The organism is Nonomuraea rosea, from assembly GCF_039539705.1.
GTDB classification, from domain to species: domain Bacteria; phylum Actinomycetota; class Actinomycetes; order Streptosporangiales; family Streptosporangiaceae; genus Nonomuraea; species Nonomuraea rosea.
Genome location: NZ_BAABDQ010000059.1, coordinates 24,627 through 48,730 on the forward strand (window position 1 = coordinate 24,627; position 24,104 = coordinate 48,730).

Annotated in this window: 23 protein-coding genes and 1 pseudogene; 10 read left to right on the top strand and 14 right to left on the bottom strand. The window is 72.0% G+C overall.

The genetic code is table 11. The features are described 5' to 3' along the window. Positions 1–112: 112 nt before the first annotated feature. A complete protein-coding gene (locus ABEA43_RS62195; protein ID WP_345578419.1) occupies positions 113–1,030 on the top strand; it encodes a hypothetical protein in 918 nt (305 codons plus the stop codon). A 6-nt stretch (positions 1,031–1,036) separates the two neighbouring features. Next, positions 1,037–2,200 (top strand): SRPBCC family protein, encoded by a 1,164-nt coding sequence (locus ABEA43_RS62200; RefSeq protein ID WP_345578421.1) that lies wholly within the window; start codon positions 1,037–1,039, stop codon positions 2,198–2,200. Here ABEA43_RS62200 and ABEA43_RS62205 read toward each other — a convergent pair. From ABEA43_RS62205 to ABEA43_RS62215, 3 genes and pseudogenes are all read right to left on the bottom strand, one after another. Next, positions 2,183–2,458: a hypothetical protein gene (locus tag ABEA43_RS62205; protein WP_345578423.1), complete on the bottom strand. Its 276-nt coding sequence runs from the start codon at positions 2,456–2,458 to the stop codon at positions 2,183–2,185. The genes ABEA43_RS62200 and ABEA43_RS62205 overlap by 18 nt on opposite strands. Continuing rightward, a pseudogene (locus ABEA43_RS62210) lies at positions 2,407–3,415 on the bottom strand (ATP-binding cassette domain-containing protein). The gene ABEA43_RS62205 and the pseudogene ABEA43_RS62210 overlap by 52 nt, the downstream one beginning before the upstream one ends. A 158-nt stretch (positions 3,416–3,573) precedes the next feature. After that, the gene (locus ABEA43_RS62215) at positions 3,574–4,449 is read right to left on the bottom strand and encodes a LysR family transcriptional regulator (RefSeq protein WP_345578426.1); all 876 of its coding nucleotides are present in this window, start codon (positions 4,447–4,449) and stop codon (positions 3,574–3,576) included. A 71-nt stretch (positions 4,450–4,520) separates the two neighbouring features. Between ABEA43_RS62215 and ABEA43_RS62220 the strand changes: the two genes are divergently transcribed. Then, positions 4,521–5,213: a CTP synthase C-terminal region-related (seleno)protein gene (locus ABEA43_RS62220; protein ID WP_345578429.1), complete on the top strand. Its 693-nt coding sequence runs from the start codon at positions 4,521–4,523 to the stop codon at positions 5,211–5,213. Positions 5,214–5,252: 39 nt separating this feature from the next. On the opposite strand, the gene ABEA43_RS62225 is transcribed toward ABEA43_RS62220, so the two are convergent. From ABEA43_RS62225 to ABEA43_RS62245, 5 genes are all read right to left on the bottom strand, one after another. Continuing rightward, the gene (locus ABEA43_RS62225) at positions 5,253–6,149 is read right to left on the bottom strand and encodes an NAD(P)H-binding protein (RefSeq protein ID WP_345578432.1); all 897 of its coding nucleotides are present in this window, start codon (positions 6,147–6,149) and stop codon (positions 5,253–5,255) included. 76 nt (positions 6,150–6,225) lie between these two features. After that, positions 6,226–7,548, bottom strand: a complete 1,323-nt coding sequence (locus ABEA43_RS62230; protein ID WP_345578435.1) for a hypothetical protein — start codon at positions 7,546–7,548, stop codon at positions 6,226–6,228. Between the two features lie 55 nt (positions 7,549–7,603). Continuing rightward, the gene (locus ABEA43_RS62235) at positions 7,604–8,029 is read right to left on the bottom strand and encodes an SRPBCC family protein (RefSeq protein ID WP_345578438.1); all 426 of its coding nucleotides are present in this window, start codon (positions 8,027–8,029) and stop codon (positions 7,604–7,606) included. A 383-nt stretch (positions 8,030–8,412) separates the two neighbouring features. Then, positions 8,413–9,057: a maltokinase N-terminal cap-like domain-containing protein gene (locus ABEA43_RS62240; RefSeq protein WP_345578441.1), complete on the bottom strand. Its 645-nt coding sequence runs from the start codon at positions 9,055–9,057 to the stop codon at positions 8,413–8,415. Positions 9,058–9,297: 240 nt separating this feature from the next. After that, on the bottom strand, positions 9,298–10,758 hold the full coding sequence (locus ABEA43_RS62245) for an MFS transporter (protein WP_345578444.1): 1,461 nt from the start codon (positions 10,756–10,758) through the stop codon (positions 9,298–9,300). 153 nt (positions 10,759–10,911) lie between these two features. Here ABEA43_RS62245 and ABEA43_RS62250 point away from each other — a divergent pair, with 153 nt between their 5' ends. After that, positions 10,912–11,526, top strand: a complete 615-nt coding sequence (locus ABEA43_RS62250) for a TetR/AcrR family transcriptional regulator (protein WP_345578447.1) — start codon at positions 10,912–10,914, stop codon at positions 11,524–11,526. Positions 11,527–11,537: 11 nt separating this feature from the next. On the opposite strand, the gene ABEA43_RS62255 is transcribed toward ABEA43_RS62250, so the two are convergent. Next, the gene (locus ABEA43_RS62255) at positions 11,538–12,263 is read right to left on the bottom strand and encodes an alpha/beta fold hydrolase (protein ID WP_345578450.1); all 726 of its coding nucleotides are present in this window, start codon (positions 12,261–12,263) and stop codon (positions 11,538–11,540) included. A gap of 149 nt (positions 12,264–12,412) precedes the next feature. Here ABEA43_RS62255 and ABEA43_RS62260 point away from each other — a divergent pair, with 149 nt between their 5' ends. The 3 genes from ABEA43_RS62260 (at position 12,413) to ABEA43_RS62270 (ending at position 17,324) form a co-directional block, all read left to right on the top strand. Beyond that, entirely contained in the window at positions 12,413–13,276 is an 864-nt protein-coding gene (locus tag ABEA43_RS62260; protein ID WP_345578453.1) for a helix-turn-helix domain-containing protein, read from the top strand. A 360-nt stretch (positions 13,277–13,636) separates the two neighbouring features. Continuing rightward, positions 13,637–16,342 carry a hypothetical protein gene (locus ABEA43_RS62265; protein ID WP_345578456.1) on the top strand — a complete coding sequence of 902 codons (2,706 nt, stop codon included), beginning with the start codon at positions 13,637–13,639 and terminating at the stop codon, positions 16,340–16,342. Between the two features lie 247 nt (positions 16,343–16,589). Further along, positions 16,590–17,324, top strand: coding sequence for an SDR family NAD(P)-dependent oxidoreductase (locus tag ABEA43_RS62270; RefSeq protein WP_345578459.1), 735 nt, complete (start codon positions 16,590–16,592; stop codon positions 17,322–17,324). A gap of 45 nt (positions 17,325–17,369) precedes the next feature. On the opposite strand, the gene ABEA43_RS62275 is transcribed toward ABEA43_RS62270, so the two are convergent. Further along, the gene (locus ABEA43_RS62275) at positions 17,370–17,915 is read right to left on the bottom strand and encodes a dihydrofolate reductase family protein (RefSeq protein WP_345578462.1); all 546 of its coding nucleotides are present in this window, start codon (positions 17,913–17,915) and stop codon (positions 17,370–17,372) included. Between the two features lie 129 nt (positions 17,916–18,044). Further along, positions 18,045–19,025 carry a helix-turn-helix transcriptional regulator gene (locus ABEA43_RS62280; protein WP_345578465.1) on the bottom strand — a complete coding sequence of 327 codons (981 nt, stop codon included), beginning with the start codon at positions 19,023–19,025 and terminating at the stop codon, positions 18,045–18,047. A gap of 97 nt (positions 19,026–19,122) precedes the next feature. On the opposite strand from ABEA43_RS62280, the gene ABEA43_RS62285 reads away from it, so the two are divergent. The 3 genes from ABEA43_RS62285 to ABEA43_RS62295 all read left to right on the top strand — a co-directional run bounded on the left by ABEA43_RS62285 (position 19,123) and on the right by ABEA43_RS62295 (position 21,740). Then, entirely contained in the window at positions 19,123–19,548 is a 426-nt protein-coding gene (locus ABEA43_RS62285) for a VOC family protein (RefSeq protein WP_345578468.1), read from the top strand. Between the two features lie 75 nt (positions 19,549–19,623). Continuing rightward, positions 19,624–20,652, top strand: coding sequence for an aldo/keto reductase (locus tag ABEA43_RS62290; protein ID WP_345578528.1), 1,029 nt, complete (start codon positions 19,624–19,626; stop codon positions 20,650–20,652). Next, positions 20,652–21,740, top strand: a complete 1,089-nt coding sequence (locus tag ABEA43_RS62295) for a winged helix DNA-binding domain-containing protein (RefSeq protein WP_345578471.1) — start codon at positions 20,652–20,654, stop codon at positions 21,738–21,740. The genes ABEA43_RS62290 and ABEA43_RS62295 overlap by 1 nt, the downstream gene beginning before the upstream one ends. 9 nt (positions 21,741–21,749) lie before the next feature. Here ABEA43_RS62295 and ABEA43_RS62300 read toward each other — a convergent pair whose 3' ends face one another. From ABEA43_RS62300 to ABEA43_RS62310, 3 genes are read right to left on the bottom strand one after another with little or no spacing between them, the layout of a single operon-like run. Then, positions 21,750–22,394, bottom strand: a complete 645-nt coding sequence (locus tag ABEA43_RS62300) for a response regulator (RefSeq protein WP_345578474.1) — start codon at positions 22,392–22,394, stop codon at positions 21,750–21,752. After that, complete coding sequence (locus ABEA43_RS62305; RefSeq protein WP_345578477.1) at positions 22,385–23,485, bottom strand: sensor histidine kinase; 1,101 nt, start codon at positions 23,483–23,485, stop codon at positions 22,385–22,387. The genes ABEA43_RS62300 and ABEA43_RS62305 overlap by 10 nt, the downstream gene beginning before the upstream one ends. Further along, positions 23,469–24,086: a DedA family protein gene (locus ABEA43_RS62310; protein WP_345578480.1), complete on the bottom strand. Its 618-nt coding sequence runs from the start codon at positions 24,084–24,086 to the stop codon at positions 23,469–23,471. Before ABEA43_RS62310 ends, ABEA43_RS62305 begins: the two co-directional genes overlap by 17 nt. Positions 24,087–24,104 lie beyond the last annotated feature (18 nt).

Here is a 24,104-nt window from a genome sequence, read left to right on the forward strand (position 1 = left end):
TCTCTCCTGGAGATCGCAGCAATGAAACTAACTAGTTACTTGCATTGCTGGGATCTGTCAAGCCGACAAGTTTCATAGGTCGGTGCAAACCTTGGACGGGTGAAACGCACCCATGAAACGATCACGGAGGGCGCCACGACCAAAACGCGCATACATCCGCGACCGCACTCTGGAAGGCCGCGAGTCCGCACGCAAGAACGGCAAGGCCATCGGCGGCGCCGCCGTCACCGACCCGGCCATGCTGTCCATGGCTCTGCACCTGCGCGAGCAGGACTCCGCGAGATCGCCGCCCGCCTCGTCATCACCCAGGGCAGGAAGAAGGGTCGGCGCCCCCTCACCCGCCACCGCCTTGCGCATGCTGCGCGACCACGACGAACAGGACCGGCGAAGACAGTGCTACCGGGACCCCCAGTGGGACAGCGAGGGCTGGGCGTATTGTCATATTTTGTACCGATATGGGTGTTTCCGTGTGCTGGTGGCGGGCATGGTGGGACCGGCTGCCCAGAGGCGGCTGAAGGGGCCCGCGGGTAAGGAGCGTGCCATGAAGGACACGGGCAAGGTAGCGCTGGCGGTCGTCGCAGGTTACTACCTGGGCAGACGCCACAAGCTGCGGATGGCCATCGGCCTGGCGCTCGCCGGCGTCATGCGGAAGATCCGGCAGGACGACGGAGGGCTGCTGGCGCAGGGGGCCAAGGCCCTCGGCTCCTCACCGGAGCTCGCCGGCATGACGAACCGCCTCAAAGGCGAACTGCTGGAGGCCACCAAAGCCGCGGCCGTGGCGGCGGCGACCACCCAGATCGAAGCCCTCACCGCGAAGCTGCACGAGCAGAGCGACTCCCTCCGGCAACCCGAGACCGGAGAACGGGCCCAAGAGCCGGAACAGGACGAGGACGCCGAGCAGGAGCCCGCCGAGGACGACGAGCCCAGGGCCCGGGTGCCGAAACAGCGTTCGCAGAAGGTGCCCGTGGCGATGCGGACGCCGGGCACCGGCCGCAAGCGGCCGTCCATGTCGAGAGGGACGGGGAAGTGAGCTGCGATGACCCAGGCCACGAAGCTGGCGGGCAAGGCCGTCCGCCAAGGTCAGGAAGCCGTACAGGACACGCCCGCGGGTAAGGCGCTGCCTGAGCTGCCGACCGGAGAGCTGACCTCCGCCCTGCAGGACCTGGCCATGGCCCTGGCCGAACGGGCGATGGTGGCGGTGACCGGCAAGATCGAGGGCCTCAGCGGGCGGCTCGGCGACTTCGCCGGCGGCGACGGGCCGAACCTGCTGAGCGCGATCACCGGCTCGGACAAATCGGTCGGGGGCGCGGCCATCGCCGGCGCGGCGAAGGGGGCGCTCAAGAGCATCTTCGGCGGAAAGGGCAAGAGCAAAGGCGGCAAGAAACTCAAGGTCACCAACATCGTCGAGACGATCGACGTCGGAGCTTCGCGCCGGATCGTCTACAACCAGTGGACGGAGTTCCAGGACTTCCCCAGCTTCATGAAGAAGGTGGAGAACGTCGACCAGGAAGCCGACGAGAAGCTGAGGTGGCAGGCCCAGATCCTGTGGTCGCACCGTACGTGGAGCTCGACGATCCGGGAGCAGGTGCCCGACGAGCGGATCATCTGGCGCTCGCAGGGCGACAAGGGCTACGTCGACGGCGCCGTGAGCTTCCACGCCATCACGCCCGACTTCACCCGCGTCGTGGTGATCCTCGAATACCACCCGAAGGGACTCTTCGAGTACACCGGCAATCTCTGGCGCGCCCAGGGCAGGCGGGTACGGCTCGAACTCAAGCATTTCGCGCGGCACGTCATGACCCAGACGATGCAGAACCCGGAGGAGATGGAGCAGAGCGGCTGGCGCGGCGAGATCCACGAGGGCGAGGTCGTCAAGGACCACGAGACGGCCATGTCCGAGGAGAAGGAGGCCGCCGAGGCCGGCGAGGAAGAGGACGAGTTCGAGGAAGCCCAGGACGAAGAGCCCGAAGAGGAGCCTGAAGAAGAGCCGGAGGAAGAGCCCGAAGAGGAATCCGAGGAGGAGCCCGAAGAAGAGGAGGCCGGAGAAGAAGAAGCCGAGTACGAGGAGGAGCCTGAGGAGGAGCCTGAGGAAGAGGCTCCGCCGAAACGGTCCGCCAGGGCCGCCCGGCCGAGCCGGCGGGGCAGCTCGGAGGGGGAGCCGACCCGCTCGGCCCGCCGCAGGTCAACGGCCCGGCAGTGACGTACAGTGACCAATGTTCGGCAGGGCCTGGCTCAGGTGCGGCGGCGGTAGGCGAGCATGGCCAGCGGTGCGAACACCGCCAGGAACAGCACCCCTGACAGCAACGTCCACCACACCGCCGCCGCGGCAGGGCCGCCCGTTCTGCACCCGGAACCCCAGCGCGTACCCGAAACCGAGCAGCACCACCACCGCCACCAGATAGCGGATCACATCGCCCAGCACCGAGCCGGTGCGGTGCTGTGCCGCGGTGCCGGACACGCCGCCTCCTCCTGCCGCGTCCCGTGCCCGGTCAGGGTGAAGAACACCTCGTCCAGGCTGGACAGGCGCAGCGACAGCTCGGTCACGGCGATGCCGGCCGCGTCGAGCCTGCGCACGATCTCGGTGAACGCGGCGTCGCCCTCCACCGGAACGGTGACCACGTCCCGGCCGGGCGACTCGGCGGGCCGGCCGGCCACGGCGGCGATGATGGCCGCCGCCTCCCCCATCCGGGCCGCGTCCGCCGGCCGTACCAGGACGGTCTGGCCACCGACGATGTGCTTGAGCTCGCCCGCGGTGCCGTGCGCGATCACCTTGCCGTGGTCGACCACGGAGATGGCGTCGGCCAGCGCGTCCGCCTCATCCAGGTACTGGGTGGTCAGCAGCACGGTGCCGCCGTCGGTGACCAGGCGGCGGATGATGTTCCACACGTCCTCGCGCTTGGCCGGGTCCAGGCCGGTGGTCGGCTCGTCGAGGAAGATGACGTCCGGGCGGCCGACGAGGCTGGCGGCCAGGCTGGCGGCCAGGTCCAGGCGCCGCCGCATGCCGCCGGAGTAGGTGCCGGCGCGCCTCTCCCCCGCCTCAGCCAGCCCGAACTCCTCCAGCAGCCGGGCGGCCCTGGCCTTGGCGTCCGCGCCGCGCAGGTCGAGGAGCCGGCCGATGAGGACGAGGTTCTCCGCGCCGGTCAGGTCCTCGTCGACGGAGGCGTATTGGCCGGTCAGCCCGATGAGGCGGCGTACGCGGGCGGCGTGGCGGACCACGTCCAGGCCGCTGACGCCGGCGCGGCCGGCGTCGGGCCGCAGGAGTGTGGCCAGGATGCGGGGCGGCGGTGGTCTTGCCTGCGCCGTTGGGGCCCAGCACGCCCAGGATCGTGCCGGGCGGGGCCGACAAGGTGATGCCGTCCAGGGCGGTCGTCGCGCCGTAGCGCTTCACCAGGCCCTCGGCTTCGAATGCGTTCATGGGGGCGATGGTGCGGGGTGCGGCTGACCTCCCGCGCACAGATCGCTGTCAGCCCGGACCCCGTCCTGACAGGGCAAGGCACGAGCCGGGCGGCCAGCCCGGCACAGCCCAGGCAGTCAGCCCGGCGCGTGCCGGGCGGTCCAGCGCGTGCCGGGCGGTCAGCCGGACAGGGTACGGGCCAGGTCGGCGGCGGGGCCGGGCGGCAGAGCGCCGTGCAGGAGCTCGACCCGGTGCACCAGGCGCGGGAAGGCGAGCGCGACCCCGCGTACCGGCCCGGCGGGCTCCGGCAGGGACGTGGCCGGCAGCAGGGTGAGACCGTGGCCGGCGGCGACCAGGTTGACCACCGTGTGCACGTCGTCCCCCCGATAGTCCAGCCCCGCCCGGAACCCGTCGCCCACCAGGTCGCGCAGCCGTTCCAGCGGGCACAGCGGCGTCTGCAGCCAGCGCGCGTCCGCCAGGTCCGCAAGCCGCAGCGATGCCCGCCCGCCCAGCGGATGCCCCGCGGGCAGCGCCACCACCAGGGCCGACTCCGCCACCCCTGACGCCGTCATCGGGCCGGCCTCGGGCAGCCGCAGCGGGTCGCTGGGCGCGGCGATGCCGTCGGCCAGCCCCAGATCCGCCTCCCCCTCGGCGAGCATCGCGCCGAGGCGCGCATGATCGCCGACGCGCAGGGACACCTCCAGACGAGGCTGCTCGGCGCGCGCCCGCGCCAGCCGCGCGGCCAGCACCGGATTGACCGCCAGCGGGGTGGCCGCCAGACGCAGCCGGTGCCGGGGCGGCGCGGCGGCGCGCAGCACGTCGGCGCGGGCCGCCCGCAGCCGCAGCAGCAGCGGCCCGGCATGTTCGAGCAGCGGCGCGCCGGCCGGCGTCGGCTCGACCGGGCGGCGGCTCAGCAGCACCAGCCCGAGGTCGGCCTCCAGCGCCGCGATCTGCTGGGAGACCGCCGACTGGGTGTAGCCGAGCTCGGCCGCGGCGGCCGAGAAGGAGCCGTGGCGCGCCACGCTCACGAACGTCGTCAGCAAATGAGGATCCATCAGTGTTGCTTATAGCAGATGCAGTATTCATCGTTGGCGCTTAAGGGGTGGCCGCGGCCAGGATGAGAGTCATGCGAATCGCTCTTGTGGGGGACCGCTCCCCCGGTGTCCGCTCCCATGCCCGGATCCCGCTGCTCATCGAGGCGTTGCGGGAGCGCGAGGGGATCGCGCTCGATCCGTACTGGATCTCCACGACCGATGTGTCCAGTGTGGAGGGGTTCGACGGCATCTGGATCCTGCCCGGCAGCCCGTACCGGGACGAGGCGGGCGCCGTCGAGGCCGCCCGCGTGGCCCGCGAGGAGGACATTCCGTTCCTGGGCACGTGCGGCGGGTTCCAGCACATGCTGCTGGAGTACGCCCGGCACGTGTGCGGGCTGGACGTGGCGCACGCCGAGAACGACCCGGGCGCGCGCGACTTCCTGCTCACCCCGCTGGTGTGCTCGCTGGCCGGGCACGAAGGCCGCGTACGGCTGACGCCCGGCTCCCGCATCGAGCAGATCATGGGCGCGCCGACCACCATGGAGGCCTACATCTGCTCCTACGGGCTCAACGAGTCCTACAAGCAGACACTGACCGGGCACGGGCTGGTGTTCTCCGGGCACGCCGACGACGGGGCGGTGCGGGTGGCCGAGCTGCCCGGCCACCCGTTCTTCCTGGCCACGATGTTCCAGCCGGAGCTGGCCGGCGACGGGAGCCGGCCGCACCCGGTGATCTCGGCGTTCGCGGCCGCGGTGGCCGCACGGCAGGCGGTGGCCGGCCGCTGAGACGGCCCGGCACGGCAGGCCGCTGAGACCGGCCCCCGATCAGCCGGACGCCTGGAGGGCGGGACGGAGCTCGGCCCAGGCCCACGCCCCGAGCGTGGTGTCGGTCGTGGTCACCGGGGTGCGCGGCTGCTCGGGAACGAATCCCTCACGCAGCCCGGTCGACATGCGCACGATGGCCTCGACCTGCGCCGGGGACAGGCCGGCGCCGGCCAGCGTGGCGCGCATGGCGTCGTCGTCCACGCGGCGGGCGCTGACCGTGCGGCCCAGCACGTCGCCGACCACGGCCACGGCCTGCTCCCAGGACAGGTCCTGCGGCCCGTGCACCCCCTGCACCCGGCGTCCCGGGCGGCCGGCGTGCAGCAACAGGGACGCGCCCACCGCGGCGATGTCGGCCGGCGCGACCCAGGAGAACGGCCGGCCGGTGGGCAGCAGCACGTCCACGGTGCCCGCGCGGATGCCGTCGAGCTCGTACAGCAGATTGCTGAAGAAGTAGCCGCACCGCAGGTGGGTGACGGCGAGGCCGGCCTCGCCTGCGATCGTGCGGTCAAGCGTCTGCTCGACGCGGGCCAGCCCGTCGATCTCACCGGCGCCCTCGCGCAGCTCCGCGCCCACACTGCTCTGCAGGACGGTGTGCGGGACGCGGTTCGCGGCGACCGCCGCCGCGACGGCCTCGCCGACCTCGGCGTACGCCTCGACCGGGTCGCCGCTCTCGCCCGGCGGCACGACCAGGTACAGCGCGTCGATGCCGCGGGTCGCCTCGGTGACGGCCGCGGCGTCGCGCAGATCGGTCTCGCGGGCGTCGACGAGGTCGCCCCAGCTCGCGCGGGCGCGATCGGGGTGGCGGCTCAGCAGCCTCGGGCGCAGACCGGCGCGGACCAGGTGCCCGGTCAGGAAGCGGCCGACGTTGCCGGACGGTGCGGTGATGGCGATCTCCATGACTTCGACCGTACGGGAGTGCCGGTGACCAACGTGGCATCAGCCGCCAAGAGGCTCTGATCTGGGGCGCGGGCCGTCAGCGGGTGGTGTGCTCGGCGTGGCGCAGGGTGCGCAGGCCGGGGAGCGGGACGGCGGCCAGGCGGGCGCCGGTGGCCGGGTCCAGGCGCAGCACCTGCTCCCCCGCCCCGGCCAGCAGCTCCCCCTCCAGGAACGCCAGCCCCCGCGCCTGGCCCGGCAGGGTCCACGTGGCGCGCAGCGCGAGGGTGCCGGCGTCGGCCGCCGTCAGCCGCGTACCCGCCGCCAGGTAGAGGCCGCCTCCACCGGCCACCGCGTACGCCTCGCCCGCGCGTGCCTGCCCTTGGTCCGCCTGCCCCGCGTATGCCTCATCTGTGTGTGCCTCACCCGTACGCGCCTCGCCCGCGCGTGCCTCGCCTGTCAGCTTGCCGAGCAGTGCGGAGCGTTCGATCGTCAGCGTCTCGGTGGAGGCCACGACCGCACGGCCGGTGGAGGCGTCGAACACGTACAGCCGCCCGTCCGCCAGCGCCAGCGTGTGCGACGCGGCCGGGCCCAGCCCGAACGGGGCGGGCAGGTCCAGGCAGTACGCCCAGCGCTGCTCCAGATGCAGGACGTGCACGAACGCGTGCACCCCAGGGCTGAGGTCGTGCCCGGCGGCCAGGTCCCGGGTGTGCAGGTGGGCGTCCTGGTGGGTGTAGAGCGTGTAGAGGATGTTCTGGCCGGGATCGAGGACCGCCTGGCGGCCCTGGCCGCGCATCTCCTCCTCCTGCCCGGGCGGGATCTGCTGCTTGTCGCGCGTCTGCAGCGCGCCCATCGTGCCGCGAACCAGGTCGTACATGCGTACCCGGTAGTGGTCGGGGGCGGCCGGTGGCAGGCGGTCCAGGACGTACATGGTCTGGCCGTCGGCGGAGAACGCCTCGGGCTCGATGTTGCCGTCCAGGTCGAGGGTGCGCCGGCCGCCGCCGGCGGTGGCCACGACGATGGTGGTGCGCCTGCGCGGGCCCGGCGGCGGGCCGAGCGCGGCCAGCTCGGTCGAGACGGCCTTGATCACCGGATCGCCGGTTTCCGGTACGCGGGCGCGCACGTCGTCGACGAGGGCGCCGTCGCTCGCCTGGAACGTGCGCAGATGTCCGTCGTCAAGCTGGTACAGCCTGGCCCAGCGCGCTTCGGCGACCGCGCCGGGGTAGGCGGCGCGGACCCGGCCGGTGGCGAGGTCGGCGACGGCCAGCCCGGCCGCCGTCTCGGCGAACAACCGTCCAGGACGGGGTACGGGCCCAGCCGACGGCCCGGTCGCGGGGGCACGCTGTTCGGTCGCGGCGCAGGCCGACAGGACGGCCGCGGCGCCCGCCAGGGTGAGCGCCCGGCGTCTGGTGTAGGGGAGCATGTCCTGCCTACACCGGCGGTGCCGCGCAGGTTCCCGCGCCGGCCCCGGTGCGCCCTCACCTCGGCGGCAGGAGCTTCGCCAGTTTGCGCAACGAGTGGCGTACCAGGGCCATGGAGGCCGGTCGCACCAGCGGCCACAACGCCCGCCCCAGCGGCCCGAACGGCAGGTGCAGCCGCTCGGCCCAGATGACGCGGCTGCCGCCGTGCTCGGGGCGTACCCGGATGGCGCCGAGGCCGCGCACCAGGCGGCCGGTGTGGGTGACGCGCACCAGGGCGGGCGGCTCCCAATGGGTGATCGTCATCGTGTCCAGGAAACCGAGCGGCCACACACCGGTGTACGCCTCCACGGCGTCGGGCCCCACCTGGCAGGCGCTCGTCATGAACATCCACTCCTCGTGCCTGGGCCAGTCCGTGATCAGCGCGAACACCTGCTCAGGCGGGGCGGGCACGTGAACGGCGGCGGCCGCGTAGACGGGTCTCATCCGGGTCCCCCGATCGGCTGGGTCCATCTCTTGTCGGTACCCGTTCGCGGCGGGAATCGTCGGGCCCGCTGGCTATCCTCGGGATTCATGAAGTACCTGCTCATGATCGGGCTGGACGAGTCCGACATACCCGAGGAGATCGCCCAGCACGGGTGTGGCGGCTGGAGCGCGGAGATGACCCGGCGCGGCGTGATCAAGGGTGGGGCCGGGTTACGGCCGGCCACGGAGGCGACCACCGTGCGGGTGCGCGGCGGCGACGTGCTGCGCCGGCTGGGCCGCCACGAGGAGGCGGCCGGCGCGTACCGGCAGGCCCTGGAGTTGGCCGCCGCTATCTGGCGCGCCGGCCGGCGGCGGTGTCCCGCTGACCATGAGCCCGACGGACATCACCCCGATCCGCCGGTGCGCACGACAACGAACAACCCCCGCGCACGGGTGCCATCCGGCATGCGCCAGGCGCCGGCGACGTGGCCGGTCGCTTCTGCTGCGCTGTCCGGGGCGGGGCGCAGGACCCGGTGCACGCGCAGGCTCATACCTCGCGGTGCGGTCAGCTCAGTGCCCTCGCGGTCGTCGGTGGCGGCCCTGAAGTCCGTGGGGACGAAACCGTCACCGACGTAGGAACGGGTGACCTCCCGGTCGGGCGTGTCGCTGGTGCTCTGGGCCTGGGCCTGGACCCGGCCCTCAATTAGGGCCAGCAACTGGGCGACCAGCACCGGGTCGTGGCAGCCGTCGTAGGCCCAGCGCCGCCCCAGGACCCCGTGCTCCATGGTGCCGACGAGGGCGTGCTCCGCCCCGTCGAGCGGGGCACCGCGATAGGTGAGCGGCACCAGATAGCTGACCGGGTGAGCGCCGGAGCCGTCGGTGACCACCATGAACTCGATCCCGACCGCACCCTGCGGGTCGTCCAGCCGGAAGCCGCCGGCTTTGGCCAACTCCGGTTCGCCGCCGGCGTACCACGGCCGGGAGGGCAGCCAGGAGGCGAGCAGCTCCAGCTTGGTCGGTTTGAGGACGGTGTGGTGGATGACGGCCATGCCGAGGCTTCTCTTCCGTTGAGCGGGTACGACCTCCGCATCCTCCCACCTGCCGGCCGGCCCGCCGGAGGGGCGGCGAAGCTCCTTTGCGCGCCGTACTCGCGGGCGAGCCCCACTCGCCCGCGATGCGCAGCGGGTAGCCGTACCCGAGGCCATTCGCTCTCCGGCAGCCGGTGAACATCACGGTGCTGCCCGGCCGGAGGGTGATCGCCATAGGTGCTCCTTGACATCGGAGGAGTGTCAGGCGTCCTGGAGGACGGTGCCGCCGATGGGAGCGGCCGCGCGCCGCGTGCGGGCGAACCCCCAGCCGACCAGGGCCGCCGCGACGACGGTGAGGGTGAGGCCCGCGATGGTGGCGGCCTGGTGGAACTCGCCGGTCTGCCGCGGGCTCCAGTGGGAGGTGGCGATGTCGCCGGTGAACAGGACGGCGAGGATGGTGCCGGTGACGGCGAAGCCGGTGCCGGAGGCGACCTCGGTGGCGGTGTCGACGAGCGCGGTGCCGATGGTGGTCCGGTTCGCGGGCAGGCCGCGGACCACGTTGAGCCCGGCGACGACGCCGACCACGCGCATCCCGGCCGCCACGAGGACGAGGGCGATCGCGACCCACAGGTAGCCGAACCGGCCGAGCAGGGCGTAGACGGCGAGGCCGGACACGACCGCTGCCGTGCTGATCCATGCGGCCCGGTCCAGGCCGACGCGCTGCACGAACGGGTTGACGAACGCGCTGCCCGCGATGAGGACGACGACCTGCGGCAGCAACCCGACGGCGGCCAGCGCGGGCGGCCAGCCCCAGTCGAGCTGCAGCTGCAGCGTCACCAGGTAACCGAGGCCGGCGGTCGCCAGCCCGGCGGCGGCCTTGTAGGCCAGGCCGCTGGAGACCAGGGGGAGGGCGAGGAGCTTCAGATCGAGCAGCGGATAGCGGGCCAGGCGCTCGCGCAGGACGAAGCCGATCGCCGTCACCACGGCCGCGGCACTGACCGACCAGGGCGCCCAGGAGCCGGCGCCCTGGTCGGCGAACAGCGTCGGCGCGAGGAGCGCGAGCACGATCGTCGCCGTGCCCAGCAGCATCCCGGGGACGTCGAGGGGGTCGCGGTGCAGGCCGGCCGGGTCGTCGGCGGCGATGCCGGACCGCACGCCGAGGAACGCGAGCACGGCGATCGGCACGTTCACCAGCAACAGGACCTGCCAGGGCGCGATCGCCAGCACCAGGCCGCCCACCGTCGGGCCGATCGCGAGCCCGACCAGGCCGACGGTCGAGACGAGGGTCAGCGCGCGCATGCGCAGGCCGTCCTCGCCGAACAGCCGGAACGTCAGCGCCATCGATCCCGGGGTCGTCATCGCCGCGGCGACCCCCATCGCCGCCCGGACGGCGATCAGCTGCCCGGCGGTGGTGACCACGGCGGTCGCCAGGCTCGCCACGCCGAGCAGGACCAGCCCGATCAGCATGATCCGCCGTCGGCCGAACCGGTCGGCGATCGCGCCGAACGCCAGCATCAACCCGCCGAACACGACCGCATAGGCGCCCGTCACCCACTGCAACGCCGTCGTCGAGGCGTGCAGCTCGCGTCCGATCACGGGCAGCGCGACGTTCAGGATCGAGTTGTCCAGCATCTCGAAGAGGAACACCGCCGACAGCCCCGCCAGCGCGACCCACGCCTCCCGCAGCGACCGGGAAGCAGGAGCCGCGGCCGGCCTATTCATGGAGGGCACCCTTCACACCGTGCTCTGAGCGCCACGGGGCGCGGTGACGCGGCCCGCTGGGGCCCGATCCGGCGACAATGATGGTTGTCTGTTCGAAGAACACACCACTAGGCTATGCGACTAAGTTAAGTGACACAAGTTAGTGAGGTCGGAATGCCCAGGACCGCAGCACGAGGCGGGCCGCAGACGCGCGCGAAGATCTCGGAGGTCGCGACCCGGCTGTTCCTCGAGCGCGGGTTCGACACGGTCACCGTCACCGAGGTCGCGCGGGAGGCCGGGGTCTCGGCCGTGACGGTCTTCAAGCACTTCCCGCGCAAGGAGGACCTCCTCCTGGACCGCGAGATCGACGCCGCCGAGCTCCTGCGCTCAGCGGTACGCGACCGCGCCCCGGACGCCGGAGTGCTCCAGTCCCTGCGCGAGACGACGTTCCGTCTCCTGCGGGAGCGGCACGCCCTGTCCGGCCTCAAGGACGGGTCCGCCCCCTTCTTCCGTACCGTCGCGGCCTCGCCCGCCCTGGTCGCCCGCGCCAGGGAGATCGCCTCCGACCTCCAGCGAACCCTCGCCGGCGAGCTCGACCACGACCCGGCCTTCGACGGCGACGCCCCGCTGCTCGCCGCCTTCTTCATCGCCGGCTACACCACCGTGCTGGTGGAGACCGCCCGGCGCCTGATCGCCGGAGAGCCGGCCGACACCATCGCGGCCGACCACCGCGCCCGCCTGGAGCGCCTGTTCGACGCCCTCGGCGGCGGCGTCGCACCCCGGGGGTGACGGGCAGGCCGTCACCCCAGCTTGAGCAGCAGGTCGGTCAGCTCGGCCGGCATCGTGATCATGCAGTCGTGACCGGTCGCCAGCTCCCACACCTGAGCCGGGCTCCCGTTCGGCTGGACCGCCGGGACGGGCCGATGGGTCACGCCCTCAGGCGTACCCGCCGTGCAGTGAATGTGCGTCTGCGGGATCGCCCTGAGAGCCGGGTTGCCCATCCGTACCGGCTGCTGAAGACACCGCACCGGCTGATCCGACAACATCGAACGCAGCCAGGCCACGTCGCCGGGATCGGTGACCCCGAACAGGCCCGCCGGCGGCGGCAGCTCCGGCAGCGGCGGGACCCGCCAGCCGCTCTCCGACTGCAAGGCGAGGTCGATCAACGTCTGGCACACGGGCAGCACATCGACCGCGCTCTCCCCGTCCTGCGGCACCATCGCGTCGAGATAGACCAGCTGCGCGACCCGATCCGGAACCTGGTCGGCCACGGACGAGATGACCAGCCCGGCGTAGCTGTGCCCCACGAGCACCACCTCGGCGAGGTCGTTCTCCTTGATCGCCCGGACGATGTCCGCGACGTGCGTGTCCAGCCCCACCTCGGGACCGGCCAGATGCGCCGTGTCGCCGTAACCGGTCAACGTCGGCGCGACCACCTCATGTCCGGCCGCCTCCAGCAACGGGACCACCCGCTCCCAGCACTGCCCGCTGTGCCAGGCACCGTGCACCAGCAGATATGTCGCCATGGTTTCGCTCCTTGGGGAAATCGCGGAAGATGAGGACCATCGGCCCGCCGACCAGGCTCTCGATCCAGCTCCGGCTCAGCCAGGGCTCCCGCGATCCTGGGGGTGACAGGACCAGGCAGGCAGAAGGGTGCCCGGATTACAGTGGCAACATGAGGGACCAATCCAACCTTTTGGGCGATTTCGTACGGGCCCGCCGTGAACTCGTCACCCCCGAGCAGCTCGGCATCCCCGCCACAGGGGTACGGCGCGTGCCGGGCCTGCGCAGGGAGGAGGTCGCGATGCTCGCCGGCATCAGCGCCGACTACTACCTGCGCCTCGAACAGGGCCGCGACCGCAACCCCTCCGCCCAGGTCCTCGAATCGCTCGCCCGCGTGTTGCAACTCGACGACGACGCGACGGCCTACCTGCTCCGTCTCGGGGCCGGCAGACCCCGCCGGCCCCGGCGCCGTCCCCGCAAGGAGAGCGTCCCCACGGGCGTCGCCCAGCTCGTCGCCACGCTGCCGCTGCCCGCGTACGTCGAGGGCCGCTACTTCGACGTCCTGGCCGCGAACGCCCTGGCGACCGCCCTGTCACCGCGCCTGGTGGCGGGCGCCAACCGGCTGCGGGACCTGTTCCTCGACCCCGCCGAGCAGGCACTCAACCCCGGGTGGGACAACGCCGCCGCGGGCATGGTCGCCGGCTTCCGCGAGTCCGTCGGCACCGACACCGACGACCCCCGCTACATCGAGCTCGTCGGCGAGCTCTGCCTCGCCAGCCCGCTCTTCAGCCGCCTCTGGGCCCGCCACGACGTCATCACGTGCGAAGGCGCCCCCAAGCACCTCGACCACCCGCAGCTCGGCCGCCTCCAGCTCAACCGGGAGCGGCTCGGCGTCGGTGGCACGGCCGGCCAGACCCTCGTCGTCTACCACCCGGACCCCGGCACCGGCGACGCCGACAAACTAACCCTCCTCGCCTCCGCCACCCAGACGCCGGCCGCGCGCCCGGCACCGGCCCCCAGGGCGGCGGCTCAGTAGGAGGTCGGCCCGGTCATGGGGACTTGGCCGGATGAGGCCAGGAGGCTGCTTACCGGCGGTCTCCTTTCGGTGCTGGAGGGACGCAGGCGTCAGATGTGCCGCCGATGAATGAGTCGGCTTGAGGACGCGGGCGCATGCGATCTCGGACGTGGAGTTTCGCACCAGGTCAGAAAAGTGATGTGAAGGGGCTCGCCATGGCCGGGGGCAGGAGCGGGGAGGTATGAGATGGTCCGCAATTGAATGGGGATGTTCGTTCGGTTGTTTCGGCCTGGCCTGACAGATTGTGCTCATTGTCTGTAGTGGAATGGTTCCATAGCGTCATCGGCGTGGGTCCTCAAGGGCCCGGCCAGGAGGCGCACGATGGGGTTCGTACGGGCCAAGACCACAGGGTTCAACGCGATCCTTCCAACGCGGGACGATCCGTGGAAGGCGCTGGTTCTGCGGGGCGACCAGGCCGCGTTCATCAACCAAGGAGGGCTGCTGTCGGAGGGGCCGCTGCTCCAGTCCTACGGCGGGCAGCTTGCCGGAATCCCCGAGCCGTTCGCCAGCTGCAGCGACGCGGCGTTCGAGGTCCGGGTGACCGCTTACCCCCGGCGGGCGATCTTCGTCGCCGGAGACCTGTGCCTGGACTGGGTGTGGGGCGTCGGCGCCAAATATCAGGGGCCGATCAGCAGCCACCCGGAGTTCGGCCGCCACATCCCGCCCGCCTACCTCAGCGACATCGACACCGTCATGGGGCTGCCGAACGTCCCGTACCGGACCATGCTGTTCAAGGGGGACCGGTGCGCGATCATCGAGTGGGGGGACAAGGGCCGGGGCTGCTACTACGAAGGACCCCTGACAGGGCTGAACGAACAGGGATGGAAGAAGCTGCCCGCGGACATGAAAGGCGGCTTCGACCATGCCGCGCTGCTCCAGGCGCCGAACGTCTACTACCAGACCTTGCTGGTCAAGGGTGACCGGGCGCTGTTCCTCGACTGGGGCACCGGTCCCAAGGTCGTCGGCAGCTACGCCGAGGTGGCGGCCGGGCTCGGCGCCCTGCCCGCCGACTACCGAAAGCCCCGGTTGCCGGCCGCCGGGCGGTTCTCCGGCATCGCCGACGATGTGCGTCTCGATCTGCGCGTCGATCTGGAGGGCACGCTGCCGGTGGTGTCCGGCGACCTGTTCACCGTCTCCGACGGGAGTTACTACAACTCCTTCGTCCTGGACGCCGACCAGGCCGTCACCCTGCCCGCGACCGTCACCGGCATCGCGAAGTACGCCGTCACCACCGGCAGGACGCTGGTCTCGGTCGAGGTGGACACGCTCGCTCCCGGCGGCACCGCCACCCTCACCCGCAGCGCGCCCGACGGTACGAACCTCACCACCTTCACCTGCTCCTACGTCTCCCGGTTCCTGCGGACCATCGACTTCGAGATCGACTACGTAGCGGGCACCGAGCCGGTCACCCAGTACGCCACCACCGACCACCCGCGCCCGCCCGGACTGGCCAAGCGGATCATGACGGCCCAGGCGGCGTTCGCCGACGCCGGCGTCGAACTGCGCACCGCGGGCATCCCCAACGAGGTGTCCCTGGAGGGGGCAGGCGCGAACCTGCAGTGGTCGGACGCCGAGCTGCACGCCGCGATGGTCAGCCAGTTCAGCCTCCACCGCGACACCCAGCAGTGGAAGCTGTGGGGCTTCATCGCCAACCGCTACGGCGAGGCCGACGAGGTCTCCACCACAGACGGCATCATGTTCGACTACCTCGGGGAAAGCTTCCAGCGCCAGGGCCTGGCCATCTTCTACGACACCGCGAAAAGGTTCGGGTACACCGGCAAGCGCGAGGGCCTGTTCAGCTGGACCCACGAGATCGGCCACGCCCTCAATCTGCTCCACTCCTGGCAGAAGGACCCCCCGGAGCTGCTCGGCCCGCTGGAGGGCCACGGCGACCTGTCGTTCATGAACTACGCCGACGAGTACTGGGGCGGGCCGGACGGTCAGGACGGAGACCGCGAAGCCGCCTTCTACAACGCGTTCACCTGGACGTTCACCGCCGCCGAGCTGCGGCACATCCGCCACGGCTTCTACCGGCACATCGTCATGGGCGGCGACGCCTGGTCGACCAACTCCGCCCACAAAGGCGCCCTTGCCCAGAACACGCCGGCACCCAGCGAGTCCGGGCTGCGCCTGGAGGTGTCGAGCAAGGACGTCTTCTCCCACGGCGAACCCGTCACCGCCGAGATCAAACTGTCCCTGGACGGCAGCACGCCGACGGCGCAGGCCACCGCCGGCCTCAAGCCGGGCGGCGACCGTCTCGTCCTCCTGGTCACCGACCCGGCCGGCCACACCGGCCCCTTCACCCCCGTCGCCCGCGCCTGCGGCGCCTCTCGGCGCGTCACCCTCGACGCCGGCACTCCCGCGCTCTACCACAGCGCCTACATCGGCTTCGGCGCCGGCGGCTTCACCTTCGACCAGCCCGGCACCTACACGCTTCAGGCCCGCTACCACGCCCCCGACGGCTCCACCGTCACCTCCCCCGACCACGTCGTCCAGATCAGCCCACCGGCCGACGAGAACGACAAGGCCGCCGGAGACCTGCTGATGGGCGACCAGCAGGGCATGCTCCTGGCCCTGCTCGGCTCCGACGCACCCCAGCTGTCCGACGGGAACGCCGCCCTCGACCGGCTCATCGCCGACCACCCCGACCACCCGCTGGCCGTGTACGCGCTGATGGCCAAGGGCACCAACGCCGGACGCCACTTCCTCACCCTCACCGAGAACGGCGTCGAAGTCCGCACCGCCGACACTGACACCAGCATCGAGCAGCTCGGCACCGTCGTGGAGACCACCCTCGACCCCACCATCGACGCCGGAGTCGACAACATCACCCTGAACGAGACCATGCGCCGCCTGGCCCGCGCCCACGCCCGCGCCGGCGACCTCAAGCAAGCCGACGTCGTCCTGGACCAGCTCGTGGACACCTTCCGCGACAAGGACGTCCCCCCGCCGGTCCTGGCCACCATCGTCGAACAAGCCGAGACCATCCGCGCCCAGCTCCACCCGCAGGCCGCTCCTCCCCAGTGAGGGCGGCTGATTGTGTCCGCGGGTGAAGTCGTGGCCGGCCGGGGCAGCATCCGGCCGGCCACGGCGGCTCAGTAGCGTACGCCGGCGTTCTTGAGGCCGGACCGGATCGCATCGATCAGCATGCGCACGAGCTGATCCCCGCCGACCTGCCACTTCTCCTCCGCCGCTGAGCTCCAATCCCGCGATCCCGTGCGCGCTCGACATCAGCAGAGCGCCATAGCGCCGCGCATCGGGCGGCATCGAGCCGGTGATCCTCGACGTCACGCGACCCGAGCACGTCCGGGCCCTCGTCGAACGCATCGACTCCGACCCGCACCGGCGCCCGCTCCGCGCCCTCGTCAACAACGCCGGCATCTCAGTCAACGCACCCGCCGAAGCCCTCCCCCTGGACGAGTGGCGGCGGCTGTTCGACGTCAACCTGTTCGGGCACATCGCCGTCACCCAGGCACTGCTGCCGTTCCTCCATCAGAGCCACGGCAGGATCGTGAACATCAGCTCGGTCGGCGGCAAGGTCGCGCTGCCCACCTACGGCGCCTACGCGGGTGCGACGTTCGCTCTCGAGGCGGTCAGCGACTCGCTCCGCCGCGAACTCGCCCCGCACGGGGTGCAGGTCGTCGTCGTCGAGCCCGGCGCCGTGCGGACCGAGATGGCCGACCGCGGCGCCGCCACCGCCAACGATCTCGCCGGGCGGATGAGCCCCGAACACCAGCAGCGGTACGGCGGGCTCGTCAAAGCCATCGTCGCCCACTCGCTGGCGTTCACCCGGACCGGCTTGCCGGCGGACAAGGCCGGAGCCATCGTCGCCGAGGCCGCCACCGCGCGGCGACCGCGTACGCGCTACACCATCGGCCGCGACGCGGCCCTCCTGACGCGCCTCGCGCGCATCCTGCCCGATCGGATGCTCGACCGGATCGTGGCGGCGAGCCTGCGAACGTACGTGCCCGAAGAAGGCGCGCCGGTACGGCTCACCGGCCGCCCGTGAACCAGCTTGATCAGGAGCTTGCCGGCGACGGTCTTGGCGGGCCTGTCAGGCCTTCTTGTAGGTCAGGTTCAGCACACCGGTGCTGAAGGTGACGGAGTGGGTGAGGGCGAGCGGGATCTGACCGGCGCCCTCCTCGAACAGGCGCTTGCCCGTGCCGATCACGATGGGGTGGACGAGCAGGTTGAGCTCGTCGAGCAGGCCGTCGCGCAGCAGGGCGACGACGAGGGTGGGGCTGCCGGTGATGCCGATGTTCGCGCCCGGGAGCTGCTTGAGCCGGGTCAGCTCGGCGTTGACGTCGCCGCTGATGACCGTCGTGTTCGCCCAGGTGGGCGACGTCAGGGTGGTCGAGACGACGTATTTGGGGGTGTCGTTCATGACCTTGGCGATCGGGTCGGCGTCCGGGTCCTGCTGCGGCCAGTGGGCGGCGAAGGCGTCGTAGGTGTGCCGGCCCAGCAGCATGACGTCGGCGGCGGCCATCTGCGCGCCGACCGCCTGGCCCATCTCGTCGTCGAAATAGGGGAAGTGCCAGGTCTCCGGGGCTTCGACGACGCCGTCGAGCGAGATGAACAGCCCTGCGGTGATCTTCCTCATGATGGTTCCGCTCCTTGTTTTCGGGTTGCCCCCAATCTCGCACCGACAAATAGAATTGTCAAGACGATTCGGATTGTCGGGCAGCTCTTCAGGGTGAAGCCACCCGGCGCGGCCGTCACCCTGGACCTCCTACCGGCCGGCGGCGGCGTAGCGGCGGGCCAGAAGCGCGAAGGCGTCCTTGAGCTCCGGCGGGCCGACGACCTCTATGTCGGCGTCGAACCTGCCGATGCCGGCGGCCAGCCCGGCCCATGACCACGAGCCCAGGACGAGCCGGCAGCGGTCCGGGCCGAGCTCCTCGACGACCCCGTCGCGGATGTGGCCGGAGACGACCGCGGCCGGCAGGTCAAGGATCACCTCACCACGGCAAGGCCAGTCCCCGGAGCCGTCGGAGCCCCGGAACCGGGCGGTCACGAAGGCCTCCACCGTGCCACCGGGCAGCTCACGCGGGGTGAATCGGGGCCCCGTCGGAGTGCGCGGGGTGATCCGGTCGGCGCGGAACGTACGCCAGTCCTCCCGATCGAGATCCCAGGCGACGAGATACCAGCGCCCGCCCCAGGTGACGAGGTGATGGGGCTGCACCCGCCGCGGCGGCCCGCCCGGCTCGTCCGCCCCCGCCGGGAAGGCGCGGGCGTAGTCGAAGCGCAGCTCCTCGCGGGCCTGGACGGCAGCGCTGAGCGCCATGAGCACCCCGCTGCCGACCTGGGGATCCGGCCGCGCCGCGGGCCGCTCGACGGCGGTGACCTGGAGGGTGTCGATCCGGTTGCGCAGCCGCGCGGGCATGACCTGCCGGATGGTGTTCAGGGCACGCGCAGCGCCCTCCTCGATGCCGGCGCCCGCCGTGGTGGCGATCTGCAGCGCGATGGCCAGGGCCACGGCCTGCTCGTCGTCGAACAGCAACGGCGGCAGCTCCGTGCCCGCGTCCAGCCGGTAGCCGCCGTCGGGCCCCTTGAAGGCCGCGATGGGATAGCCGAGCTCGCGCAGGCGATCGACATCACGGCGCACGGTGCGCGCGCTCACGTCCAGCCGCTCGGCCAGCAGCGCCCCCGGCCAGTCACGGCGCGCCTGGAGCAGCGAAAGCAACGACAGCAGCCGCGCAGAAGTCTTCTGCATGACTCCCATCCTGCCCCGAGTAGCGGACACAACCTGACCGCTAACCCTGCGAATGTGGTCAGCGAGCACGACCAGACGAGATGCATAAGGAGCCACCATGTCCGTTGACACCGTGACCCACCTGAACTTCCGCGGTGCGGCCCGCGCGGCGCTCACGTTCTACCAGTCCGTGTTCGGCGGGGACGTGGTCATGGTCACGTACAAGGACGCCGGAAACGTCCAGGAGCCGGCCGAGGCCGACCAGGTGATGTGGGGCCAGGTGGCCGCCGCGAGCGGGTTCCGCGTGATGGCCTACGACGTCCCCGCCCACCTGCCGTGGAACCAGGGCGAGAACGCGTTCTTCGTCTCGCTCCGGGGCGAGGCGGCCGAGGAGGTCAGCGCGTACTGGGAGAAGCTCTCCAGCGGCGCGACCGTGCTGCAGCCGCTGGGGCCCGCGCAGTGGGCGCCGCTCTACGGGATGCTGAAGGACCGGTTCGGCGTCACCTGGGTCGTGGACGTCGTCAGCGAGTACAACGCGTCCTGACCACCAGCGCCCGGGCAGCGGACCGCCCGCCGCCCGGGCGGCGCTCCGACGACGACGAAGGACACAGCAGTGAAGATGCGCACACTGGGCCGGACCGGAATCCAGGTCAGCCCCTACTGCCTGGGCACCATGATGTTCGGCCAGGCAGGCAACCCCGACCAAGACGACTGCGTCCGGATCATCCACCGGGCACTGGACGCGGGGATCAACGTCGTCGACACCGCCGACGTGTACGGACCGCGCGGGCAGTCCGAGGAGATCGTGGGCAAGGCGCTGAAGGGCCGGCGCGCCGACGTCGTGCTGGCCACCAAGGTCAACGGCTCGATGGGTACGGACCCCAACCGCGGCGGCAGCTCACGGCGCTGGATCGTCACCGCGGTCGAGCACTCCTTGCGGCGCCTGCGGACCGACCACATCGACCTGTACCAGATCCACCACCCCGACCCGCGCACCGACATCGAGGAGACCCTCTCCGCCCTGAGCGATCTGGTGCGCAGCGGCAAGGTGCGCGCCATCGGCTCCTCCAACGCCCCCGCCTCGGAGATCGTCGAGGCGCAGTGGGCCGCGGAACGGCGCGGCCTGCAGCGCCTGCGCACCGAGCAACCCACCTACTCCATCCTCAACCGCGGGATCGAACGCGAGATCCTGCCCACCTGCCGGCGCTACGGCATGGGCACGCTGGTGTGGAGCCCGCTGGCGATGGGCCTGCTCACCGGCCGCTACCGCAAGGGCGGCCCCGAGCCGCGCAACGCACGGATGAACTGGGTGCCCCGGCACCTGACCGACGAGCGCAAACTCGACGCCGTCGAGCAGCTCATCCCGCTGGCCGAGCAGGCCGGGCTGTCGCTCACCCACCTGGCGATGGCCTTCGCGATCAGCCACCCCGGCGTCACCACGGCCATCATCGGCCCGCGCACCATGGAGCAGCTCGAAGACCTCCTGGCCGGCGCCGCGGTCACCCTCGACGACGAGATCCTCGACCGGATCGACCAGATCGTGGCGCCGGGAACCGACCTCGGCCAGATCGACGTGTCCCACGTCCCGCCGGCCATCGCCCGCACGGCCCTGCGCCGGCGACCGGCCGACGAGCGCACGGCGGTGTGATGACCGTCCTGGACACCCGCGCGCTCAACCGCGCGACGCTGGCTCGGCAGCTGCTGCTCGACCGCGCCGACGTGCCGGCGCTCGACGCCGTCGCGCACCTGTGCGGCCTGCAGGCGCAGGAGCCGCAGGAACCGTTCGCCGGGCTCTGGTCGCGGCTGCGCGCGTTCGGCCCCGCGATGCTCTCGGACCTGCTGACCGAACGGCGCGTGGTGCGCACCCACCTCATGCGCCGCACCGTCCACCTCCTCACCGCCGCCGACGCCCTGGCCTGGCGGGCCCGCCACGACGCCATGCTGCGCCAGCGGGTGCTCGGTACCTACCGCCGCGAGCTCGACGGGGTGGACCTCGACGAGCTCGCGGCGGCGGGCCGGGCGGTGATGGCCGACGACGAGCCCCGCACGATGACCGAGCTCGCGAAGGCGGTCGCCGGGCGCTGGCCGGAGCCGGGACCGCGGCCGCTGGGCGAGATGCTGGTCGCCGCCCTCGTCCCGATGGCGCAGCTGCCGCCGCGCGGGCTGTGGCGCACCAGGGCGGGGGTGCGCAACCTGCGGCTCTCCTCCTGGCTGGGGCGCGAGATCGACCCGCCCGCCCCCGAGGGCGCGGATCCGGTCGGCGCATCACTGGTACGGCGCTACCTGGCCGCGTTCGGCCCCGCCGCCGCGGCCGACGTGCGCGCCTGGAGCGGCCTCGCCGGACTGCCGGCCGCCGTGGCCGCGATCCGCGAGGAGCTGGTCACCTTCCGCGACGAACGCGGCCGGGTCCTGCTGGACCTTCCCGGCGCGCCACGGCCCGACCCGGACACCCCCGCCCCGGTACGGTTCCTGCCCGCGTTCGACAACGCGCTGCTCGGCTACCACGACCGCGGCCGGATCGTCGACGACGCCCACCGGGGCCTGTCGGTCACCGGCGCACGCGTGGTCCTGGTCGACGGCCGGGTCGCCGCGACCTGGATCGCCGAGGCCGGCACCGTGACCGTCACCCCGCTGCGCGACCTGCCGAGCGCCGACCGCGCCGCCGTGACCGAGGAAGGGCAGGCGCTGGCCTCGTTCCTCTCCGACGGGGACAGCGATCGCGTGCGGATCGCCTGAACGGCGGCCTCACGACTCCAGGAAGTGCAGCACGGCCAGCACGCGGCGGCTGTAGCCGCTCGCGTGCGACAGCCGCAGCTTGTCGAACAGCGAGTTGACGTGCTTCTCCACGGCGCTCTGCGAGACGTGCAGCGACTGGGCGATGGAGGCGTTCGTCAGGCCCTGCGCCATCCGCTCCAGCACCTCACGCTCGCGCGCCGTGAGCCGGGCCAGCGGGTCCACCTGCGTCGTACGGGCCAGCAACTGGCGCACCACCTCGGGATCGAACGCCGCCCCGCCGGCCCCCACCCGCTCCAGCGCGTCCAGGAAGTCGCCCACCTGCGCGACCCGGTCCTTCAGCAGGTAGCCGACGCCCTCGACGTCCGCGCTCATCAGCTCGGTGGCGTACTTCTTCTCCACGTACTGCGACAGCACCAGCACCTTGACGCCCGGCCAGCGGCGCCGGATCTCCAGCGCGGCCCGCAGCCCCTCGTCGGTGTGGGTCGGCGGCATGCGCACGTCCACCACCACGATGTCCGCGCCGTGCGCGGCCACCGCCGCCACCAGCGCCTCCCCGTCGCTGACGGCGGCCGGCACCTCGTGGCCCTCCTCCGTCAGCAGGCGTACCAGACCCTCGCGCAGCAGCGTGGAGTCCTCGGCCAGGATCACCCGCACGGCAGCACCGCCGTGATCGCCGTCGGCCCGCCCGCCGGGCTGCTCAGCTCGAACGTGCCGTCCAGCGCCGCCACCCGCCTGGCCAGCCCCGACAGGCCGCCGCCGGACGCGCTCGCGCCGCCGGAGCCGTCGTCCCGCACCCGTACGACCACCGCCGGCCCCTCCTCGCGCACCTCGACCGTGATGAGCCCGGCGCCGGCATGCTTGGCCGCGTTGGTCACCGCCTCGCAGACCACGAAGTAGGCCGCCGTCTCCACCGCCATCGGCGGCCGCCGCCGCAGGTCGCAGGTTACCCTGACCGGGACGCTCGACCGCTCGGCCACCCCCGCCAGCGCCTCGCCGAGCCCCAGGGAGTCCAGCCCGCTCGGATAGACCCGCCAGGCCACCTCGCGCAGCTCCGCCAGCGCCTGCTGCGCCTCCTGGTGCGCCTGCTCCAGCAGCTCGGGCCGGCCCCGCTTGGACCGCCCGATCAGCATCGACAGGGCCACCAGGCGCTGCTGCAGCCCGTCGTGCAGGTCGCGTTCGATCCTGCGCCGCTCGGAGTCGACCGCGGCCACGATGCCGGCCCGGCTCTCAGCCAGCTCGGCGATCCTGCGCTCCAGCGCCACGGTGGGGTCGGGGCCCAGCATCCGCTCGGCCAGCCGCCGCTCCAGCGCGTGCACCCCCACCACGCCCGACAGGTCCAGGAACAGCAGCACGATCCCGCCCAGCCCGATGTAGGCCACCAGGGCCGGGCTCGGCGTCATCCCGTCGAACGGCTCGCCGCGCCCCCACGCCGACAGGATCTGCACCGCCGTGCGCACTCCGTACACGAGCAGGGTGATCACCAGGCCGCCCAGCACGCCGGTCGGCACGCGCGCGGCCAGATAGCGCACCGGCCTGCCGTCGCCGGCCCGCAGCGCGTCCAGGGCCGCGACGTCCAGGCGCAGGCGGCGCGCCTCCAGGCGGGCCAGCCGGGCGGCGGCCGCGCCGACGTTCGGATTGCCCAGGAACGGCAGCGCCAGCACCAGGAACACCAGGCTCACCAGCGCGGTGACGGCCGCGGCCGTCACCGCGCTGGTGAGCCGCAGCCCCTCAGCGGCGATGCGCATGCCTCCCCTTACGCCGCTCCGACAGCCGCACCCCGACGAACACCAGGACCGCCAGCACCACCAGGGCGATGACGACGTTGGTGCCGATGCCCACGTACGTCTCGACGACCTCCCAGTTCTCGCCCAGCAGATAGCCGGCCATGACGAAGAGGGTGTTCCAGATCAGGCTGCCGGCCGTGGTCAGCAGCGTGAACGTCACCAGCGGCATCCGCTCCACGCCCGCCGGCACGGAGATGAGACTCCGGAAAATCGGGATCATCCGCCCGAAGAACACCGTCTTGCGACCGTGGCGCAGGAACCACGCCTCGGTCTTCTCGATGTCGGACACCTTCACCAGGGGCAGCTTGGCGGCGATGGCCAGCGTCCGCTCGCGCCCCAGCAGCGCCCCCACCCAGTACAGGGCCAGCGCCCCCACCACCGAGCCGAGCGTCGTGAACACCAGCACGTCCAGCAGGTCCATCTCGCCCCTGCTGGCGGTGAAGCCGGCCAGAGGGAGGATCACCTCGCTCGGCAGGGGCGGGAACAGGTTCTCCAGCGCGATCGCCAGACCCGCCCCGAGAGCTCCGAGGCTCTCCATCAGTCCAACCAGCCAATCAGTCATGGGTCAAGGCTACGGAAG

Coding starts and splice junctions, on each gene's coding strand:
- ABEA43_RS62220 (WP_345578429.1), top strand. CDS start 4,521: ATGCGAATCGCTCTTGTGGGGGACCGCTCCCCCGGTGTCCGCTCCCAT.
- ABEA43_RS62215 (WP_345578426.1), bottom strand. CDS start 4,449: ATGGATCCTCATTTGCTGACGACGTTCGTGAGCGTGGCGCGCCACGGC.
- ABEA43_RS62225 (WP_345578432.1), bottom strand. CDS start 6,149: ATGGAGATCGCCATCACCGCACCGTCCGGCAACGTCGGCCGCTTCCTG.
- ABEA43_RS62290 (WP_345578528.1), top strand. CDS start 19,624: ATGCGCACACTGGGCCGGACCGGAATCCAGGTCAGCCCCTACTGCCTG.
- ABEA43_RS62230 (WP_345578435.1), bottom strand. CDS start 7,548: ATGCTCCCCTACACCAGACGCCGGGCGCTCACCCTGGCGGGCGCCGCG.
- ABEA43_RS62240 (WP_345578441.1), bottom strand. CDS start 9,057: ATGGCCGTCATCCACCACACCGTCCTCAAACCGACCAAGCTGGAGCTG.
- ABEA43_RS62255 (WP_345578450.1), bottom strand. CDS start 12,263: ATGGCGACATATCTGCTGGTGCACGGTGCCTGGCACAGCGGGCAGTGC.
- ABEA43_RS62200 (WP_345578421.1), top strand. CDS start 1,037: ATGACCCAGGCCACGAAGCTGGCGGGCAAGGCCGTCCGCCAAGGTCAG.
- ABEA43_RS62310 (WP_345578480.1), bottom strand. CDS start 24,086: ATGACTGATTGGCTGGTTGGACTGATGGAGAGCCTCGGAGCTCTCGGG.
- ABEA43_RS62295 (WP_345578471.1), top strand. CDS start 20,652: ATGACCGTCCTGGACACCCGCGCGCTCAACCGCGCGACGCTGGCTCGG.
- ABEA43_RS62260 (WP_345578453.1), top strand. CDS start 12,413: ATGAGGGACCAATCCAACCTTTTGGGCGATTTCGTACGGGCCCGCCGT.
- ABEA43_RS62305 (WP_345578477.1), bottom strand. CDS start 23,485: ATGCGCATCGCCGCTGAGGGGCTGCGGCTCACCAGCGCGGTGACGGCC.
- ABEA43_RS62280 (WP_345578465.1), bottom strand. CDS start 19,025: ATGCAGAAGACTTCTGCGCGGCTGCTGTCGTTGCTTTCGCTGCTCCAG.
- ABEA43_RS62245 (WP_345578444.1), bottom strand. CDS start 10,758: ATGAATAGGCCGGCCGCGGCTCCTGCTTCCCGGTCGCTGCGGGAGGCG.
- ABEA43_RS62235 (WP_345578438.1), bottom strand. CDS start 8,029: ATGAGACCCGTCTACGCGGCCGCCGCCGTTCACGTGCCCGCCCCGCCT.
- ABEA43_RS62285 (WP_345578468.1), top strand. CDS start 19,123: ATGTCCGTTGACACCGTGACCCACCTGAACTTCCGCGGTGCGGCCCGC.
- ABEA43_RS62195 (WP_345578419.1), top strand. CDS start 113: ATGAAACGATCACGGAGGGCGCCACGACCAAAACGCGCATACATCCGC.
- ABEA43_RS62250 (WP_345578447.1), top strand. CDS start 10,912: ATGCCCAGGACCGCAGCACGAGGCGGGCCGCAGACGCGCGCGAAGATC.
- ABEA43_RS62265 (WP_345578456.1), top strand. CDS start 13,637: ATGGGGTTCGTACGGGCCAAGACCACAGGGTTCAACGCGATCCTTCCA.
- ABEA43_RS62275 (WP_345578462.1), bottom strand. CDS start 17,915: ATGAGGAAGATCACCGCAGGGCTGTTCATCTCGCTCGACGGCGTCGTC.